Origin of the sequence: Brevibacillus sp. B_LB10_24 (genome assembly GCF_046036945.1) — a bacterium.
Taxonomy (GTDB): domain Bacteria; phylum Bacillota; class Bacilli; order Brevibacillales; family Brevibacillaceae; genus Brevibacillus_C.
The window spans coordinates 60,409-77,873 of sequence record NZ_JBJQOQ010000021.1; the positions used below are offsets into that span (position 1 = coordinate 60,409).

17 protein-coding genes, 2 tRNA genes and 1 pseudogene are annotated in these 17,465 nt (G+C 54.0%); 11 read left to right on the forward strand and 9 right to left on the reverse strand.

Features of this window, described 5'->3' with window-relative positions:
* Positions 1-106 precede the first annotated feature (106 nt).
* Positions 107-736, reverse strand: coding sequence for a MerR family transcriptional regulator (locus ACI7RC_RS18155; protein WP_408109621.1), 630 nt, complete (start codon positions 734-736; stop codon positions 107-109).
* 116 nt (positions 737-852) lie between these two features.
* Here ACI7RC_RS18155 and ACI7RC_RS18160 point away from each other — a divergent pair, with 116 nt between their 5' ends.
* The 3 genes from ACI7RC_RS18160 to fabI all read left to right on the forward strand — a co-directional run bounded on the left by ACI7RC_RS18160 (position 853) and on the right by fabI (position 2,846).
* Positions 853-1,740, forward strand: a complete 888-nt coding sequence (locus ACI7RC_RS18160; RefSeq protein ID WP_408109622.1) for a ZIP family metal transporter — start codon at positions 853-855, stop codon at positions 1,738-1,740.
* Between the two features lie 57 nt (positions 1,741-1,797).
* Entirely contained in the window at positions 1,798-1,956 is a 159-nt protein-coding gene (locus ACI7RC_RS18165; RefSeq protein WP_408109623.1) for a hypothetical protein, read from the forward strand.
* Positions 1,957-2,069: 113 nt separating this feature from the next.
* Positions 2,070-2,846, forward strand: a complete 777-nt coding sequence (gene fabI / locus ACI7RC_RS18170; protein WP_408109624.1) for an enoyl-ACP reductase FabI — start codon at positions 2,070-2,072, stop codon at positions 2,844-2,846.
* 193 nt (positions 2,847-3,039) lie between these two features.
* Here the strand turns inward: fabI and ACI7RC_RS18175 are convergent, their stop codons facing one another.
* A complete protein-coding gene (locus ACI7RC_RS18175) occupies positions 3,040-5,265 on the reverse strand; it encodes a UvrD-helicase domain-containing protein (protein ID WP_408109625.1) in 2,226 nt (741 codons plus the stop codon).
* A 193-nt stretch (positions 5,266-5,458) separates the two neighbouring features.
* On the opposite strand from ACI7RC_RS18175, the gene ACI7RC_RS18180 reads away from it, so the two are divergent.
* On the forward strand, positions 5,459-6,832 hold the full coding sequence (locus tag ACI7RC_RS18180; protein ID WP_408109626.1) for a M28 family peptidase: 1,374 nt from the start codon (positions 5,459-5,461) through the stop codon (positions 6,830-6,832).
* Positions 6,833-6,912: 80 nt separating this feature from the next.
* Here the strand turns inward: ACI7RC_RS18180 and ACI7RC_RS18185 are convergent, their stop codons facing one another.
* The gene (locus ACI7RC_RS18185) at positions 6,913-8,277 is read right to left on the reverse strand and encodes a hemolysin family protein (protein WP_408109627.1); all 1,365 of its coding nucleotides are present in this window, start codon (positions 8,275-8,277) and stop codon (positions 6,913-6,915) included.
* A 332-nt stretch (positions 8,278-8,609) separates the two neighbouring features.
* Here ACI7RC_RS18185 and ACI7RC_RS18190 point away from each other — a divergent pair, with 332 nt between their 5' ends.
* Complete coding sequence (locus tag ACI7RC_RS18190; protein WP_408109628.1) at positions 8,610-9,236, forward strand: YitT family protein; 627 nt, start codon at positions 8,610-8,612, stop codon at positions 9,234-9,236.
* An 84-nt stretch (positions 9,237-9,320) separates the two neighbouring features.
* A complete protein-coding gene (locus ACI7RC_RS18195) occupies positions 9,321-10,244 on the forward strand; it encodes an MBL fold metallo-hydrolase (protein WP_408109629.1) in 924 nt (307 codons plus the stop codon).
* Positions 10,245-10,260: 16 nt separating this feature from the next.
* Here the strand turns inward: ACI7RC_RS18195 and ACI7RC_RS18200 are convergent, their stop codons facing one another.
* Entirely contained in the window at positions 10,261-10,620 is a 360-nt protein-coding gene (locus ACI7RC_RS18200; protein WP_408109630.1) for a hypothetical protein, read from the reverse strand.
* A 96-nt stretch (positions 10,621-10,716) separates the two neighbouring features.
* Here ACI7RC_RS18200 and ACI7RC_RS18205 point away from each other — a divergent pair, with 96 nt between their 5' ends.
* A complete protein-coding gene (locus tag ACI7RC_RS18205; protein ID WP_408109631.1) occupies positions 10,717-11,568 on the forward strand; it encodes a PHP domain-containing protein in 852 nt (283 codons plus the stop codon).
* Positions 11,569-11,622: 54 nt separating this feature from the next.
* Here ACI7RC_RS18205 and ACI7RC_RS18210 read toward each other — a convergent pair whose 3' ends face one another.
* The 3 genes from ACI7RC_RS18210 to ACI7RC_RS18220 all read right to left on the reverse strand — a co-directional run bounded on the left by ACI7RC_RS18210 (position 11,623) and on the right by ACI7RC_RS18220 (position 13,658).
* Positions 11,623-12,069 carry a GNAT family N-acetyltransferase gene (locus ACI7RC_RS18210; RefSeq protein WP_408109632.1) on the reverse strand — a complete coding sequence of 149 codons (447 nt, stop codon included), beginning with the start codon at positions 12,067-12,069 and terminating at the stop codon, positions 11,623-11,625.
* Positions 12,070-12,139: 70 nt separating this feature from the next.
* Positions 12,140-12,649 (reverse strand): 2'-5' RNA ligase family protein, encoded by a 510-nt coding sequence (locus ACI7RC_RS18215; RefSeq protein WP_408109633.1) that lies wholly within the window; start codon positions 12,647-12,649, stop codon positions 12,140-12,142.
* Positions 12,650-12,929: 280 nt separating this feature from the next.
* Positions 12,930-13,658, reverse strand: coding sequence for an alpha/beta hydrolase (locus ACI7RC_RS18220; RefSeq protein WP_408109634.1), 729 nt, complete (start codon positions 13,656-13,658; stop codon positions 12,930-12,932).
* Between the two features lie 192 nt (positions 13,659-13,850).
* Between ACI7RC_RS18220 and ACI7RC_RS18225 the strand changes: the two genes are divergently transcribed.
* The 3 genes from ACI7RC_RS18225 (at position 13,851) to ACI7RC_RS18235 (ending at position 15,867) form a co-directional block, all read left to right on the forward strand.
* Positions 13,851-14,408, forward strand: a complete 558-nt coding sequence (locus tag ACI7RC_RS18225) for a phosphatidylglycerophosphatase A family protein (protein WP_408109635.1) — start codon at positions 13,851-13,853, stop codon at positions 14,406-14,408.
* Positions 14,409-15,651: 1,243 nt separating this feature from the next.
* Positions 15,652-15,728 (forward strand) — tRNA-Ile (locus ACI7RC_RS18230).
* A 63-nt stretch (positions 15,729-15,791) separates the two neighbouring features.
* Positions 15,792-15,867 (forward strand) — tRNA-Val (locus ACI7RC_RS18235).
* Between the two features lie 114 nt (positions 15,868-15,981).
* On the opposite strand, the pseudogene ACI7RC_RS18240 reads toward ACI7RC_RS18235, so the two are convergent.
* Both ACI7RC_RS18240 and ACI7RC_RS18245 read right to left on the reverse strand, forming a co-directional pair.
* A pseudogene (locus tag ACI7RC_RS18240) lies at positions 15,982-16,179 on the reverse strand (tyrosine-type recombinase/integrase); the annotation flags it as partial.
* An 18-nt stretch (positions 16,180-16,197) separates the two neighbouring features.
* A complete protein-coding gene (locus ACI7RC_RS18245) occupies positions 16,198-16,734 on the reverse strand; it encodes a hypothetical protein (RefSeq protein WP_408109637.1) in 537 nt (178 codons plus the stop codon).
* Positions 16,735-17,132: 398 nt separating this feature from the next.
* Here ACI7RC_RS18245 and ACI7RC_RS18250 point away from each other — a divergent pair, with 398 nt between their 5' ends.
* The gene (locus ACI7RC_RS18250; protein WP_408109638.1) at positions 17,133-17,372 is read left to right on the forward strand and encodes a hypothetical protein; all 240 of its coding nucleotides are present in this window, start codon (positions 17,133-17,135) and stop codon (positions 17,370-17,372) included.
* The last annotated feature ends 93 nt before the right edge of the window (positions 17,373-17,465 follow it).

A 17,465-nucleotide genomic window follows, 5' to 3' on the forward strand; every position in this document is an offset into this window, starting at 1 on the left:
TGGAGCGCCACGAACTGAGCGAGCCCATTTTTCTCGGCCGCCACGGCAAATGTTCACAGTAGCAAAAGAACGCGGGGGAAATCACCCCGCGTTTTCTTTATAAGCTCTATTCAACATAAAGCCGCTGCTCCCGGCTAAACCAACGAAGAGGGTTAAACCGCCACCGCGATTGATAGCGATTTTGCCGTTCCTTGCGACGGGTCATCCGCTGATGCATCAAATCCATCTCAAAGGTCACGCGCCGAATTTCCAGCCGAAGCGACTCCTGCATTTCTTCGATATCGGCGATCTTTTCCAGGATGGCTGCCTGTGCGCTCTGCATGGAAGAGAGGTGAGTCAGCTCCTGCTGAAAGTGGAAGAGCGTCTCTTGAACGGTTTGTTCTACTTCATGCAGACTTGCGATCGTCCGCTGCTGCACATCGAGGGCCAGCGAATCCGCTTCCTTTTTCAGCTCATCCTCTTCTGCTGCAGACAGCTCGTCCAGGCGGATCAGTCCTTCCTCTACCATCTGCCGCTGGATATCGCGGAGGGAGGCATTTCCCGCATCTTTCCGCTTCTTTACTTCGGTCAGCAGCATAACGCCGTGTTCACTGATCAAGTAGTGGCCTTGCGCATTTTTTTGCCGCTCATTTACCGGGACAAACATCTCCAGCCAGTTGCGCAGTGTTCGGACGTGAAGATCGAGCCGATCTGCCACTTCTTTTGATGCCAACCACACTTGTACATTGAGACTCATCGTCATGCACCCCTTTACCAGCCGATTCCGGTTCGTTTGTGCCCTATTATAGCACCTATTTTTCCGGGAAAAAGCAAATCGACAAAGGTTCTAAAAACTAGTGGGATTTCGGCGAATTGGGACAGTTTGTCGATTTTTTGCACAGCAAGCCGGACAGGGCTTTCTCCCCGCTAACCGGGCGAAACAGGCAGGCTGCCAGGCATTTTTGTCCGGCCGGCGTCGTAGATTGTAAGAAAGAAAGCTGTCCCAACCGATGGGAGATGCGGAAAGAGGGCGTAGCGGTGGTACTACATTGGCAGATTCCTGTCTCAGTGATTGTGGCGGCAGCTTCCATGGCGAGTGCGCTAGGCGGGCTGCTGCTGTTTTTCCGCAAGTCTTGGTCGGAAGATTCCCTGTACGCGATGGTCAGCATCGGCGGGGGCTTGCTGTTGGCCCTGACCGTACTGGATCTGCTGCCGCAAAGCCTGGCGGGAGGCAAGCATTTGCTGCCGTTTGTCCTGGTCGGGTTCGGTCTGTTGTTCGCAGTGGAGACGGCCCAAAGGCAGGTGAGCGGCTGGCAGGGGAGCGCGTACGGCGTGCTGCTGGGCTTTGTCATACACTCCTTCGTCGAGGGGCTGTCCCTGATGGCCGGTCTGCAGGCAAATCAGCAGCTTCAGTTGACGTTCCTGGGAAGCTTCATTTTACATAAAATACCAGATGGTATTACGGTGGGCGCCTTCATCCTGCAGGCGACCAGAAGCCGCTTGGCTGCCTTGACGGGAGCGGCTGTTCCGGGGATTGCGATGCTGCTTGGCGTCTGGGCCATGGCGGCGGCCCATGAACTGATCCCGCAAAGCTGGACGCGTGGGGCAATGGCGATGGCGACGGGGGTGTTCCTCTACATTTCCGCCAGTCACCTCGTCCCGTACATCCAACGATCCGGACGTCCGCAGATGGGCTTGTACTTTTTTGGCACGATCCTGTTCTACTTCTCCCTCCACCTGTATTTTGACACGCATGCATAGATTTCCCCGTTTTTTTCCACGCTAAAAACCAGACAAAGGAAAGAGGAGGGAGCAGACTTGAACCGAAAACGCGAACCATTTCCGGGCCGACAGCAGGCAGAGCTGCCTGCCGAGGGAACTGCGCTCAACCCGGTCGAATCCAGTTGGGTCTTTGACGCGAATGCTTCAGTCGCACCCCCGGATGAGCTTGACCGGGCCATGCAGCAGGGGGAGTGATTCCCCGATGGAGCGGTCGGCTTCTTTTCCGTTTTTTCCCCGTGCTTTCTCTCGTAAGATGTCCCGAGATGGTATATAATGGCGGGGGAGACTAGGAAAAGGAGCGGATGTGGATGAATCAGATGTTGAAGGGCAAGAATATCGTGATTATGGGCGTGGCAAATCATCGCAGTATTGCCTGGGGAATTGCCCAGTCGCTGTCCCAGGCAGGGGCGAATTTAATCTTTACCTATCAGGGGGATCGCCTGCGCGAAAATGTGGCGAAGCTGGCTGATACGCTGGACCAGCCGGAACAAATCCTCGTTCCTTGCGACGTGACCAGCGACGAGGAAGTGGCGAAAGCATTTTCCCAGATCAAGGAAAAGGTGGGGGTGATCCACGGATTGGCCCACTGCATTGCCTTCGCGAAGACGGAGGAGCTGGAAGGCGAGTTTGTGGCCACGTCCCGCGACGGCTATGCGCTTGCGCAGGACATCAGCGCTTATTCGCTGGTCGCGGTGGCACGGGAAGCTCGCGGGCTGATGACGGAGGGCGGAAGCATCGTCACGATGACGTATTTGGGCGGAGAGCGCGTGATTCCCAACTACAATGTGATGGGCGTGGCCAAAGCGGCGCTCGATGCGAGTGTACGTTATCTGGCTCATGACCTGGGCAAGGAGAATATCCGCATCAACGCGATTTCGGCCGGCCCCATCCGCACCTTGGCGGCCAAAGGGATCCGCAACTTCAATGCCGTACTGAAGGAGATTGAAGAAAAAGCGCCGCTTCGCCGCACGATCGACCAATCCGAGGTGGGCGATACGGCTCTCTTCCTGTTTTCCCACCTCTCCCGCGGCATCACCGGCGAAGTGATCCACGTAGACGCGGGATACAACATCATGGGATTTTAGTATCCTGCTAATGAATAAAAGGCCTCCTCTTCCGTCAGACTAGACAAAAACGGAAGAAAGGGGGCCTTTTTGATGTTTCCGCTCATCTTTTCGGTCGAAGATCTGATGTTCTACTCCCGGCGTCCGGACCTCTGGATCGGCCAGCCCTCGGCCGCTATCGACGACGTCAGCCAGGATGCGTCCGATGGACAGGCTATCTCGGCGGATTCTCCCGGCTCATCTCCGCGATAAACCGGGAGACCCTCGCCTTTCGGCCAAAGCGTTCCTGCGGCACGCCGATGTACAGCTTGTGACGCGCGCGCGTTATCGCTACGTACATCAGGCGGCGCTCTTCTTCGACAGACTGCCGGTTGCCCCGGCGAAGCTGCTCCATCGCGTACTCGTGGGGCAGCACCCCTTCAACCAAGTCCACGATAAAGACGAGATCAAATTCCAGGCCCTTCGCCCGATGGATGCTCATCAGCTGCACTCCCTCACCGCTGCCATGCATGTCGCGAAAGGCCTGCTTCTCGCTCTCCAACAAGGCTGCTGTATGATCGAGAAAGTCCCGCAGGGTAAGGTGGCGCCTGGCAGCGACCAGCAATGCCCGCAAATCGTCAACAGCCCGCTCCTCGTCGGCATTTCCCCGGCTGCTTGCCCGTTTTTTGACGTAATCCCGCAATTTCAAATCCTCATAGATCAATTCAAGTGCTTGCACAGGGGTGCACGGGCCAAGCTGCGCCAGGACGTTGGCCACCTTTTCCAAATGCTTGCGCTGATACACCTTCCAGCGCGAAAGCTGGGGCAGGGCATCCAGGAGGGGCAGATCGCGAAGGATCGCCTCGCTACGGATTTCGTTCCACTGGTCGGCGCTTACGTACAAGGTAGGCAGAATCTCGCGCAGAGCTGCCTGGTCGTCGCGGTCGAGCGCGAGGCGCAAGTAGCCGAGCGCCCAGCGTACCGCCTGTTTTTCGTAGAACGCTTCACCCTCACGGTGGCAGGAAAAGGGGATTTTGGCCTCGGTCAGCCGTTCGATCAGCGGCCGTGTCGACTCATAGGTACGAAACAGGATGGCGATGTCTGACAAAGGGACGCCCTCGGCAAGCTTGCCGGCGATCTCGTCGACGATGCGGGAAGCCTGTTCTTCCTCGTCTGCGGGGTAAAACAGGTAGCAGTCCCCTTCTTCGAGATGGTACGCCTTCAACTCTTTTTTCCAGCGTGCGTGATTGTTGCCGATCAGCGAGTAGCCCAATCCCACGATGGCAGAGCGGGAACGGTAGTTCACTTCTAAAACGATCGACTTCGCCTCGGGAAAGTCCTTGGTGAAGCCGAGGATATATTGCGGGTCGCTGCCGCGAAAGCCGTAGATGGATTGGTCGTCGTCGCCGATGACGCACAGGTTGTTCTGGGGGGCGGCCAGAAGCTTGACCGTCTCGTACTGCACCCGGTTGATGTCCTGAAACTCGTCGATCATCAGATAGGCGATGCGGGACTGGTAGAACTGCCGCATCTCGGAGTCGTCCCGGAGCAGGTGGTAACAGCCGAGCAGCATGTCGTCAAAGTCAAACCAGCCGCTGGCTTCCTTCGCAGCTTCGTACAGCGGATAGAGCGTTTGCGCCCATTTCTCCTCGTCATTTTCCAGCCGCAGAGCGCCTGTGTCGCTAGGCTGCAGGCATTCGTTTTTCCAACGGCTGATCACGTCCAGGGCGGCTTCCCAATCCGACTCCTTGACCGGCAGATCGTCCCCTTGGGCGAGACCGCTCTCCCGCAAAAGCCGCAGTTTTTGCCAGGTCTGCTTGAGCAGCTTGCGGCCTTCCCAGCGCACGGGATCGTGGTGCTGCAGCATGCGGTAAAACAAACTGTGGAACGTGCCGGTAATCAGCGCCCTGACCTGCTGGGCAGGAATCTCTTCGGACAGCCGCTGCTTGATCTCAGCAGCGGCTTTCGTCGTGAAGGTGACCACCATGATCGAGCGCGGATCAACCGCTTTTTCCCGGATCAGGTAGGCGGTCCTCGCGGTCATGACCCTGGTCTTCCCGCTGCCTGCCCCGGCGAGGATCAAAAGCGGCCCTTCCGTGGAGGTGACGGCCTGCCACTGTGCCGGATGCAGGGAGGACGCTGCGCGGTCCAGGAGCGCCTGTATCTTTTGCTTGGGCGCCAATCGCTTGCGAAACGGGCTGTGGACGCCAGCAGCCGTCTCCCGGATGGACGCGCCGGACTGATGGTCGGGCGGCTGGTCGATTCCCTGCAGCGGACAGTCCGGGCGGGAGGCGTGCTGGAAATAGGGCTCCTGGCTGATGCCCGCGACCAGCCGGAGCTGATCGCCGCATTCCGGACACGTGATGCCGCCGCTTGCGGCCCATATCCGCCAGTCGGGAATCTTCGCATAGGTACTTGGGTGTAAAAAAATGGTTTCTCCGTTATGTAAGGCGTATTTCAAGCTGGTTCACTCCAGACGGCCGAACTCTCGTACCTTTCCTATGGTATCAAAAAACAGCAGGAAAGTAAGGACTTGACCTGGTCAGAGCGTGTCAGATATTGGACCAATTTGTCTAGCGCTTTTTGTAGACAAAATATTCACATAATTACATAATGATAATCGATTGTTACTTTATTTCGAAGGGGGAAAACGCATGCTGCGAAAGTCGATTGTTTCACTGGCCGTGACCAGCTCGCTCGTGTTCGGAATGACCGCCGCCTATGCCGCGGCCAATCCGTCCGATCACGCATTTGACAACAAGATCGTCAAGCGCATCAAGGTAGACAACATCTACAAAACGATTGAGCTTCTCTCAAAAGAGCCGCGGGTAGCAGGGACACCGGCCGAGGATAAGGCGGTAGAGTACATTGCGAAGCAGTTCAAGTCCTTCGGCTATAACACTGAGATTCAGCCGTTTGAAATGTTCCAGTACACGTCGCCGACGACAGTCGAACTGTCGGTGGACGGTTTCGTGGATACGGACTTTGCGCCTGATTCCTTTACGTACGGGGCAAACGGCGATGTAACGGGTGAGCTTGTCTACATTGGCCTGGGCGGTCCGGATGACGTCGACGGGCTGGATCTCAGCGGAAAGGTTGCCTTGGTGAAGCGGGGGAGCTATACATTTGCCGAGAAGATCTTGAACGCTGCAGGCGCAGGAGCGGAAGCGGTCATCCTGTTCAACAATACCAGCGGCGGCATCAATGGAACACTGGGCGAACCGAGCGACGGTTACGTCCCGGCTGTCGCCATCGGCAGGGATCTCGGGGAGCAGCTGGCGGACAGGCTGGCAGCCGGTGAAGGGCTGACTGCCCATGTGAAGATCGCCGGGGCAAAAGTAGAGCGGCAGACCTCCCACAATGTCATCGCGACGAAAAAGCCCAACCCCAATAAGGATACGGGCCAAATCGTCATCGTCGGCGCCCACCACGATTCGGTCGAGGGGGGACCGGGGGCAAATGACGATGCATCTGGTACGGCAACCGTCCTGGAGCTGGCCCGCGTGTTGTCCAATATGCCGATCGACACCGAGCTTCGCTTTATTACCTTCGGGGCTGAAGAGAACGGCCTGGTTGGTTCCTACGCGTACGCCGAGTCGCTCACGGAGGACGAGATCGACCGCATCGTCGCGCAATTCCAGATGGATATGGTCGGCAGCCGTGACGCCGGGGAACTGATCATGTACACCGTGGACGGCGAAAAGAACATCGTGACCGATCTGGGAGCCGCTGCCGGAGCACGTTTGTCCGGTGTCGTCAACTACGGACAGGAGGGGCGCAGCGACCACGTGCCGTTTGCCGAACTGGGCATTCCGTCCGCGCTGTTCATCCACGCGCCGGTAGAGCCGTGGTACCATACCCCGGAAGACACGATCGACAAGATCAGCAAGGATAAGCTTCAGCAGGTGGCCGAGATCGTCGGCGCCGCAGTCTATCAAATCGCCCGTCCGGACACGCCGGCACTGAAAAACGCCCGGGTGGCGCCGAAGCCGGTCGATTACGAGTTCGAAGAGCGGGAATTGGAGTAGTCCATAAAAGTTCACAAAAACAGGCAACAGCCCTGACCGGCTTCTACGGCCGGTGCAGGGCTGTTCTTTTTTAGCAGGATTTACGCTTGCATCAGGATGCTGTCTTCGTTCGGCTGTTCGTCTTCCGGTTCGACGAGCGTAATTCCTACGCGATTTATCCGGTGGTTCTCCAATTCGGTAATGGTAAATTGGTAGTTTTGGTACGTAACGGAAACACCTTCCGCCACCGTTTCATTCAACTGGCTGTACAGCCAACCCCCGATCGTGTCCACTTCGTCGGAATGAATCTCGACCGGAATGTAGTCGCCGAGCTCAGACAACAGCGTTTTCCCGGCAACGGACAACGCGTCGTTGGACTTTTCAATCTCGGGACGCTCGTTGACGTCAAATTCGTCCTGAATATCCCCGACGATCTCTTCAAGGATGTCTTCCATGGTCAATAGTCCTGCTGTTCCGCCGTATTCGTCGATGACGATGGCGATCTGGGAGCGGCGCTTTTGCATGAGCCGCAGCACATGGCTGATCTCCATCGACTCCGGTACTGTCAGCACGGGGCGAAGCAGGAGATGAACATCGACTTCCCCTTGGTTGAGCGCGGTCAGGTAAAAATCGGACGCGTGGACGAAGCCAATGATCCGGTCTTTGTCCTCATGCGCTACCGGCAGGCGGGAATGGCGCGATTCGCGGACGATATCCAGGTTTTCCTGAAAGGTGTTGTCGTCGTACAGGCAGACCATGTCAATCCGGGGAATCATGATCTCCCGGGCCAGACGTTCCGAGAATTCAAAGACGTTGTCGACCAGTGCCATTTCCGTCTGGTCGATGTGTCCGCTCTTGTGGCTTTCGTTCACCAGCAGGCGGATCTCCTCTTCCGTGTGAGCGCTGTTGACATTCGTCTCACTTGCCGGTTCGATTCCGACTTTTCTGAGGAAGAAATTCGCGGTGCCGTTCAACAGCCAAATAGCCGGATAGCTGATGCGGTAAAAAAACATCAGCGGGGCTGACACCCACAATGAGGTGGTTTCCGCTTTTTGTATCGCCATGGATTTCGGAGCCAGCTCGCCGATGACGATGTGCAGGAACGTGATGATCCCAAAGGCGATGACAAACGAAATCGTATGGGCTACGGAAGCGGGTAGACTGCCCAATATCGGAGCGAGATACCTTGCGATAGCCGGTTCACCTACCCAACCGAGCGCAAGCGAAGCCAGGGTGATTCCCAGCTGGCACGCAGACAAGTACGCGTCCAGTTCCTGGGTCACCTTTTGAGCGTAAGCCGCTCTCTTGTTTCCCTCGGCGACAAGCTGCGCTATGCGGGTGTGGCGGACCTTGACGAGCGCAAACTCTGCAGCTACAAAAAATCCGTTTAAACAGACCAAAAACAGGATGAGCAGCAGATTAAAAAGAAACGTCGGTATCTCCCCTAAAGGCGGAATACTGTCCAAGTGCCTCTCCTTCCTTGTGACAGGAAAAGGAGAATTCACCTCCATATACAATAATTTATTTTGTTTTTTCAATGTACGTTGCTTCCTGAAGGAAATATTCGAGCGATCGGGCCTCCCGGCTTATTCTTTTTTCCCGTTATGGGAAAGAGCCAAACTGGTTGGACTATTTACAGGAAGGCAAATCGTCAGAATCCAGCTTCCCTATAGTATACCAGTTTTAAAACCGTGCAGTCAAAAGGGCAACTTTCGGACAGGCGAGTGTATGCCAAAGAAATGTCTGCATATGTATTAACAGATGAAGAAGGCCGGAGGGCGGGAAGCGGGGATGAGCGATGTCCTTCGTAGGAAGGTTGGCAACACTACTCTTCAGCGCCGTCCTGATCGGGACTGGCGTCAATCTTTTTCTGATACCGCAACAGCTGGTAGACGGCGGAGTAGTGGGGATCGGCTTGCTGGGCAAATATTATTTTGGGTGGTCACCTGGCATTGTGATGTTTCTTGTCAGTATCCCCATTTACTTTTTGATATTCCGCTTTGACCGAACGCTGTTTTTCCACAGTTTTCTGGGAACCATCCTGACTTCTGTCCTGGTTGATGCACTGGCTCCGCTCCGCTTGCTTGGCTTTGTTCCCCTTGAACTGGCCGCTGTGACAGGAGGAACCTTGATTGGAATCGGCACCGGGTTGATGCTGGCTTGCAAGACGAATTCATGCGCGACCGATTTGCTCGCGCAATTTTTGGCAAAGCGAACCAACATACCGGTAGCTGTCCTGATTTTTTTCGAGGATGGGATCGTTATCTCGTGTTCATTGGGAATTAACGGGGTGTACAAAACCGCCTTTTCGCTTTTGACGATTCTCAGTGTGGCGCTGTCGACCCATTATTTTAGCAAGTTCTCTCCGAAACGGAAGCCGTGGAAAGTGATCGGCCCGCTGTCGGCTTGGCTGAAACGGGAATAGTTCGCCGCCTGAGTATCTTCATCCGCTCAAAAAATGGTAACATGTACATGAGAAGATCACGTACTTAAATCAGGAGGAGCGGATATGGCGAACGGGTTTACGATGCTGACCTCCAGAGTGGGATATTTCCCGGGGAGCGTCAATGTAGGATTGGTATTGGGGGAGTCGGGGGCGATCCTGATCGACAGCGGGCTCGAGGCGCAGACGGCAAAAAAGCTGAAAAAAGGGCTAGAGCAGCTCTCTAAACCCTTGGCGGCGATCGTCCAGACCCATGCCCATGCCGATCATTTTGGCGGAAACGCCTATCTGCTCGGCTGTTATCCCCAGGCAAAAGTGTATGCGCCGCCCATCGAGGAGGCGATACTCCGCTATCCCATCCTGGAGCCGATCTATTTGGGAATGGGGGCCTCGCCGCTGGCGGAATTGCAGAACAAATTTTTGCTGGCGCAAGCTTCACGAGTGGATCACCTCCTGCCGACAGAGGGGGAGATTGAAATTGACGGAGTCTCCTTTACGGTTCTTTCCCTGCCCGGGCACAGCTGGCAGCAGGTTGGATTGGCTGCAGACGGGATTTGTTTCGCCGCAGACAGCTATTTTGGCGTGGAGACGCTGCAAAAACACAAGCTGCCCTTTCTGGTGGATGCCTGGGAGACGCTGCAGAGCTTGCACGCGCTGCGGGAAAGCCGGTTTGCCGGGTATTTGCCCGGTCACGGCCCATATGAGACGGAAGCGGAGGCAAAACAGACGATGGATGCCAACATCGCCTGCCACGAGCGTCTGCTCGACCTGATCGAAGCGGTGCTGACGGAAGAACAAACCTTGGAGACCGGCTTGGCGGCCGTGTGTGAGCGATGCGACATCTCCATGCAAAATCTGAGCAGCTTCGTGCTGTTCCGAACAGCTTTTATGGGATATCTGACCGGCCTCTTGCGGGCGGAGCGGGTCGGATACCGCCTGGAAGCGAATTGCTTGTTATGGAGGAAAAAGTCGGCACCAGGCGCTGAATAGGGCGGGTTGTCTCCAATCAGTGAGGCGGGGCGCACAGGTAGTCGGCGATCTCGGAAAGTTTGTGTTCTGCTGCTTGCTGCACTTCACGGGGAATAACGAAATGATCAACGGCCCGCTGGCCCTGCGCCGGGATTCTCGTTTCCAGGTAGGGATGGCCGATCTTGACAGAGGGTTCGCCTTGTCCGAGGTTGCATTGGGCGAGATTGGTCGGGATGCAGAGGAAGTAAGAGGTACTGGTGGCGGAATCGTACAGAACGACATCATACGTCGGGGGATGATCCTCACCGGTCCGCCGAAATCCCTGTCGGCGCAGCATCAGGTCGACATATGAAAGCGGCTGGACGATTCCGGTCAATGATTTGATTCTCAGTTGCATGAGCATCCTCCTTATATTTTACATTTTTGCTTTCCCTTAGATATATGAGGGGGAAGGCGCTTTCAGACTTACAGGAAAGGAAGTGGACGTGGGAGCATGAACCACAGGGCGGATCTACATACACATACGAAGGCATCGGATGGGACGTGCACGCCGAGGGAAAACGTGCGTCTGGCCAAAGAAGCGGGATTGGCGGCTGTCGCCATTACCGACCACGATATCGTCGCGGGCATTGCGGAGGCGATAGAGGCGGGCCGAGAATGGGGCGTAGAGGTGGTTCCGGGAGTCGAGATCAGTTCTTCTGCCGGCGGACAAGATATCCACGTGCTCGGGTACTTTATCCCATACCAGTCCGAGGCGTTTCAAGCTTCGCTGTCGGAACTGAGGAAAACGCGGTTTGAGCGCAACCGGCTGATGATCGAGCGCCTGCAGGAACTGGGTGTCGCCATTACGCTGGAGGATGTCTACCGCAGGAAGCAGGGAGCCGATAAAAACATCGGCCGGCCGCACATCGCGGAGGAAATGATGGAGCGGGGGTATGTCGCTTCGATGCAGGAAGCGTTTGACAAGTACCTGGGAAAAGGCGGACTTGCCTACGTCAACCCGCCTAGGATCTCGCCGCAGCAGGCAATCGATCTGATTCGCCAGGCGGGAGGGGCGGCGGTCCTGGCCCATCCCGGCTTGTACGACAACGACGAGCTGGTCAGGGAGCTTGCCCGGTACGGATTGGACGGGATCGAGGTGTGGCATCCGGACAACGATGAAGCGGCGGTCGTCCGTTATCGCAAGCTTGCCGAGGAATTTGGACTGATCCAGACCGGCGGTTCGGATTTTCACGGATGGCGGGGCGAGGAGCCGTACCATGCGATGCTCGGTTCATCGACAGCCGATCACTCGACCGTCGTCCGGCTCCGCCAGCTGGCTCGGCAGCGGCAGGGTTCGCTGTAATCAAAAAATCAAGCCCTCCCGGTGATCCGAGAGGGCTTGCAGCGTTTATCAGGATTAGAGTTGTTTTTTCATGGCGATGTGCGGAATGCCGGCGTCCTCAAACACGTCGCCAAACGGCTCGTAGCCCAATTTTTCGTAAAAGGCCTGGGCGTGGCACTGGGAATTGAGCTTGAGGGATTGGAACCCTTCTCTGACAGCGGCTTCCTCGATGGCCAGCATGATCTGGCGGCCCATCCCGGTGCCGCGCTCGCTTTTCATCACGGCGATCCGCTCCACCTTGCCCGTGCCTTCCCCATAGCTGCGCAGCCTGCCGGCAGCGACCGGCTGTCCCTCCCGGTAGGACACGAAGTGAAGCGTTTCGGCCGAATCCTCGTCGTGTTCGTCAATCTCAATGTCTTCCGGAACCTGCTGTTCGTCGATGAAAACGATGCGCCGGACCTTCAGCGCGTCCTGTTTTTCCTGCGCGGATCGGACGACCCGAATGTCAAAAAGCTTGTCCATGATGATTGCTCCTTCTCCCTATATTCGCGAATAGCGCGAACAGATAAAATCCCTCCTGGAAAGGAAGGATTTATTTTTTCAGCAAAAATGTTTGGTAGACGCTCCAGATGCCGTCTGCTAACTCATAGATGAGGTGAAAGCGGTCGATCTCAGAGGTCAGATCGAATTTTGCCATGCTCAGCTGTCCGTAGACGTCTTTCAGTTCGTCGTCGGTCAGGTCGCGTCCGATCGTAAGGTGGGGTACGAAAGCGTACAATTCCTTGCTCTCCGCGCAGCAAGTAGTGATTTTTTCATGCAGCTCAACAAACGGTTCCTTATTTTGAATGGCCAGATAGATGACGTTATTCGTCGGATGGAAGGTTGAGACGCGATGGAAACGGGCGGAGAAGGCGCTGGTGGTGTCGGCTACTTGCTGCAGGTGGCTGACAAGCTGCGGCAGCTTTCCTTCCTCCAAATCAAAAGCTTCCTTCAAGCGGATATACGGCGGAATGTGGGCGTAGGCTGTATCGTAGCGCTTCCTGTAGGAATTGGCGGTTTCTTGGACTTTGCTGGACGGAAAGATGACGACACTGTACTTCATGGGAACCCCTCCTTACATTATTTATACAAAAAAGAATACCATCTATTTTACCAGAAAATTCGCCAATTGTGTATGGGCCGGCACTCTCCCGTATATTCCTTGCGTTCAAGGAAAGAATGTAAGGAAAAGGGAGGTGTTACCTTGGAGATTGCACATCTGATGACGTATTCTTTTCTCGTCGTATTCATACTCTCATTATTGATCTTCTCGTTCATCCTTGCGTTTCGCAGGCTTGAAATCGACGATGCAGCCGTGCCGGCTCAAGCTGACGAGCACAGACTCAAGATGAATGAACCCATTGTAAAGGATGCCCAAAAAAGTAACGAATAATCCGGGGCAAATTGGCCTGCCAGCTCCCCCATGTGTGGTCACCCGTGAACGTTTCCAGCGTCAGGGTGGCCCCCTTTTTTTGCAGCACATCGCCCATCAGCCTGTTGCCCCTGATCAAGTCAAGCGTTCCGCGGGCCGTCTTCACGGCGCTCTCCTCATCCCCTACTTCCAGGTAGACCGTCAATTGGTCAAGGCGCCCGCTCTGATCGGCCATATGGCACAGCTTTTCGTCGAAAGCCCCCGACTGGCAGGCGACGCGGCCGAAGGTATGCGGATAGGACAGCGCCGTAAACAGCGAAACGACGCCTCCGAGCGAATCTCCCAAGAGAGTCCGGGCACCGCCCAAGGGTGTCGTGGCATAGTGCCGATCGACGTAAGAGACGACCTCTTCCGCCAGAAAGCGTTTGTACGCCGCATGTGACGAGCCGCCGGGATGGTAGCGCCGCCCGCGCTCAGCCAGTTCGACCGGCAAAAAGACGGCGATGACGTCTTCCGCCTGTTTGTCTGCGACCATCTGTTCTAGTAAGGTGGCCAGCCGTCCGAGGGACAGATAGTCCGCTCCATCCTGCACGTACAGGACCGGGTAGGAGTACAGCGGCGAGTATCGGTTGGGCGTGTAGATGAGGATCCGCTCAGCGCTGCCGAGGTATTGGCTGTTGAGCGTCACTTCCTGGATCAACGCGAAAGCCCCCTTCCGTAAGCTGTTTTGATTATATCATTTCACCAGACGGGGAAAAAAGCCGGAGCCGGGGTGCCAGCACACCGGACTGGACAAACAGCTTATTCAGCCAGAGTCGGCCGCAACTTGCTGCGAACTCGATCATATAGTAATGAACGACTTCATTTTATAGAGGAAGGAGCTGTATTTTGTTTGATCGAACAAGTACACAGCAGAGAAGTCAAAAGCGCAGCGCTTCAGCGGCTGCACGAGCGCGGGATCAGCATCGATGACATCGCCGAGATCGTCTACCTGATGCAGTCCCCCTACCATCCGGATCTGACCATGGAGCCGTGCGTCAAGAGTGTACTGGCTGTCTTGGAAAAGCGCGAGATCCAGCATGCCGTCCTCGTCGGGGTAGAGCTCGACATGCTGGCGGAAAAAGGCATGCTGTCTGAACCGCTGCAGACGATCGTCGCCACTGACGAAGGGTTGTTCGGCTGCGATGAGACGCTTGCGCTCGGTTCGGTCTTCGGCTACGGCAGCATCGCCGTGACGACTTTTGGCCATCTCGACAAGCAGAAGATGGGTGTGATCAAACGGTTGGATACCAAGCGTTCGGGACAGGTAAACACCTTTCTCGACGACCTGATATGCAGCATCGCCGCCAATGCTTCTAGCCGGATGGCTCACAGGCTGCGGGATGAGATGGAGGCGAAGGCGGAAGTGGAAGGACGGTATGGGGGGAAGGGGACTGATCAGGCGAGTTGATGGTGGGAACGGTGGTGTCGGGTTGAGTTGAGGGCTGAGGGCTGAGGGTTTGGTTATTGGGGGGGAGGATTTGAATTGGCTTCATGGAACAAAAGGCGGGGCTGGGGAGCTTCGCTTTTTGTTTTGGTGAGGCATGGAGCGGGAGGTGGGGGAGATAGGGCGATGGATGAAATAGGTGGGATGGGACGAGTTCCCACCCAAAAATATGTCAGCTTTCTGCTTTGTTTGGTTGTTAAGTAAGGGGAGGTATTTGGTGGAGTGGTGTGGTGTAGTGTTGGTGAAAGGTTCTGTCGCTGGTAGGGAGCAGGTTAAGGGCGATGGTGAGGGGTGGTGGACGGAGAGGCAGGGTTCGGTGGGATTTCCGATTGTTCTGGCGGGTATGGAAAAGAGACAATGCTTTGGGATGCCGGATGTAGGGTATAGGATTTTGGTTATAGGATGAGAAAACGAAGATCCGGTAAAAGTGTCGCGGGGGCGGGGGATGTAGTTCATGATGGATGAATAGAAAGTGGACGCTGCTGGTCTTTGATGGGTCGTACACAGTGCCGTATAGTGAGCGAGGGGTGGGTTCACCTACACAGGACGACTTCATCTTTTTACCCGTTGCCTGCTATTCTCATCCCATCTAACAACCGCCTTCAGAAATGTCGAATAAAAAGCAGGTAGTTTTGGCTAGGTAATTAAAGGATCAGGAAAGAGTGCATAAACATAAAAATAATCACAAACATAAGGAAGGACCTCTCCGTTCGGGAAGGTGTTTAAGCGCGAGAAGAAACACCCCAGAGTGGAGAAGCCCTATGGATATAATATCATGATTATTCCAAATATGGAAGAGTTTCTAAAAAATAATTCAGTAATTATTATGGGAGATTGGTGGCGAAGGAGGTAGGTAGGTGATAAGGTACGGGATGTGAGATGAGGGTAAGTCGTGGGGGCAGCAACGCATGTAAAATTTGCAACAGAAACTGGGCAGCTGCCGGTATCGGCATCTTATGGAATTGAAACAGGACTGTAAACTGTTGGAGTAAAAATCTTATCCTACTAATATCCAGTACCCTCAACCTAGTGAGGTCACACCTCTTTTTATAAAAATATTTGGCTTGTAAATCCCAACTCTGGTAATGTAAAAAGCGAATGGATGATTTCGGCACATTTGGTTGAAACTTTTTTCATTTAGGTCTTGAAATTTTTGTCCAAATGAGTTATATTTATTTTCGTGACATTTCTGCATGGACGTCTAGAAGGGCCCTTAGCTCAGTTGGTCAGAGCGGTCGGCTCATAACCGATTGGTCGTAGGTTCGAGTCCTACAGGGCCCACCAAAAAAAGACTTGCATTTCGATAGAAGATCTGCTAGAATAAATCTTGTTGACACGCTAAAATATGATCCGGTAGCTCAGTTGGGAGAGCACCATCTTGACAGGGTGGGGGTCGCTGGTTCGAACCCAGTCCGGATCACCATAATACATAAGCCAAAACCCTTGAGAAATCAGGGGTTTTTCTTGTTTTGTCTGTTATCCTTTACCCATGGAATAGTCTTATTTTTTTGTTGGGGACGGATTGGGGACGAAATAATTAAGCTTTTTTCTCCTGTTTAGTTTGAAACAGTAAGTCGAAGTGTTTAGCAGCTTCTTTGTCAGCTGATTGTAGGGCTTGCCCATAAATATCCATTGTCGTAGAAATCTTGGCATGGCCCAGCCGGTTGCTAATAGTCTTCGCATGTACTCCTTGATTTAGTAATAAGGTTGCTGAGGTATGTCGCAAATCATCGAATATATCGCAAACCAACGTTTAACACTGGAAGGGTGAGTAACCATGCCATTCTGGAGCCTTGCATTCAAAATGAAATGAGTAACGGTCGATCAGCTGATCCTGGCTGTGAAAACGGAATCCAACCTGTTCGGTGACATCACAAAAGAGGAATTCAAAACGATCACCAACGAGGAGTTTCAAGCGTCTTTTCCAGTACGGGGAGGGCGTTTTTTTCATCGGCAAAAATAACCCAAAAGTGGTATATCCTTTGGAACTGGGAAATAGGTACAATAAAGACGCCCGTTGTAAATTTTCTTTCTTATCCGTTGATGGAACGCCGTGTGCGATGAAAGTCGCCCGCACGGTGTAGGCTCGAACGAAAATCCTTAAAAAGAGAAGGATATAAGTCGAGAATAGCGTACAACCTGCGATTGGAACCCTGCTTGTATCAGAAAGCAGCTTTAAAACAGTTGTCATCCAGTTTGATAAAGCTTTATCCAGTGAAACATTATCAAAATCTGATCCCAAGACAGTCGTTGACTGGTTATGGCAAGGACCCAAAGTTGCTTCTGGCATAAATTTAGGTTACTATGCAACCGAAATGACGTGGGATGTAACTGACGCAAGTCGACCTACATTAATTGTTCGTACCAATCATACTGAGGATGTGCCATTAATATCAGGAGCTTTCGTTACCTTTATTGATGGAGCGGTCAAGGATATTAACGGCAATGTTATTAAAAAGACTGGTCACTAAAAATATCCATCAACGGCCCTCGGGTTAACCCGGGGGTATTTTTTATCATTAAGACTGACAGCCAGCTCCGTGCCTAGCGGGGCTATTTTTGTACCCAAAGGAGATGTGTACATGGAACAATTTTCAAATCGAGTCGCATTCGGAGGCGCTGTAGCCTCTTTTTTATTTGGGGGGGTGTTCGACAGCCTACCAGGAGGGAACAGTAATCTATTTCGCTGTGGATTTTGACGCGAAGCCAGAACACCAAAACGCGATCGAAGCGTATCTACGAGCGGCCGTCAAGGAATTGCCTGGCTATGCTGTAGGTGTCTACGGTAGCTATGCAGTGGTCGAGGAGATGGCCAAGCGGAAATCTTGCACACATTTCTGGCAGACTTACGCATGGTCAAAAGGAAATCTATCCAAGTGCGGCAAACATCCATCAATACAAAAACGGAAATACGTTGGCTGGGCATGAAATCGATTATAACTACGCTATTGGCGGGGACCACTGTTTTCTCATAAGGAAGTACTCTTCAAGATCACTTGCCAAGTCATCCTTTCTTCTTCT

Excerpts from the sequence above, each read along its gene's own strand:
- ACI7RC_RS18215 (WP_408109633.1), bottom strand. The coding sequence starts at position 12,649 with ATGAAGTACAGTGTCGTCATCTTTCCGTCCAGCAAAGTCCAAGAAACC.
- ACI7RC_RS18190 (WP_408109628.1), top strand. The coding sequence starts at position 8,610 with ATGTCCTTCGTAGGAAGGTTGGCAACACTACTCTTCAGCGCCGTCCTG.
- ACI7RC_RS18205 (WP_408109631.1), top strand. The coding sequence starts at position 10,717 with ATGAACCACAGGGCGGATCTACATACACATACGAAGGCATCGGATGGG.
- ACI7RC_RS18245 (WP_408109637.1), bottom strand. The coding sequence starts at position 16,734 with ATGCCAGAAGCAACTTTGGGTCCTTGCCATAACCAGTCAACGACTGTC.
- fabI (WP_408109624.1), top strand. The coding sequence starts at position 2,070 with ATGAATCAGATGTTGAAGGGCAAGAATATCGTGATTATGGGCGTGGCA.
- ACI7RC_RS18200 (WP_408109630.1), bottom strand. The coding sequence starts at position 10,620 with ATGCAACTGAGAATCAAATCATTGACCGGAATCGTCCAGCCGCTTTCA.
- ACI7RC_RS18195 (WP_408109629.1), top strand. The coding sequence starts at position 9,321 with ATGGCGAACGGGTTTACGATGCTGACCTCCAGAGTGGGATATTTCCCG.
- ACI7RC_RS18180 (WP_408109626.1), top strand. The coding sequence starts at position 5,459 with ATGCTGCGAAAGTCGATTGTTTCACTGGCCGTGACCAGCTCGCTCGTG.
- ACI7RC_RS18155 (WP_408109621.1), bottom strand. The coding sequence starts at position 736 with ATGAGTCTCAATGTACAAGTGTGGTTGGCATCAAAAGAAGTGGCAGAT.
- ACI7RC_RS18210 (WP_408109632.1), bottom strand. The coding sequence starts at position 12,069 with ATGGACAAGCTTTTTGACATTCGGGTCGTCCGATCCGCGCAGGAAAAA.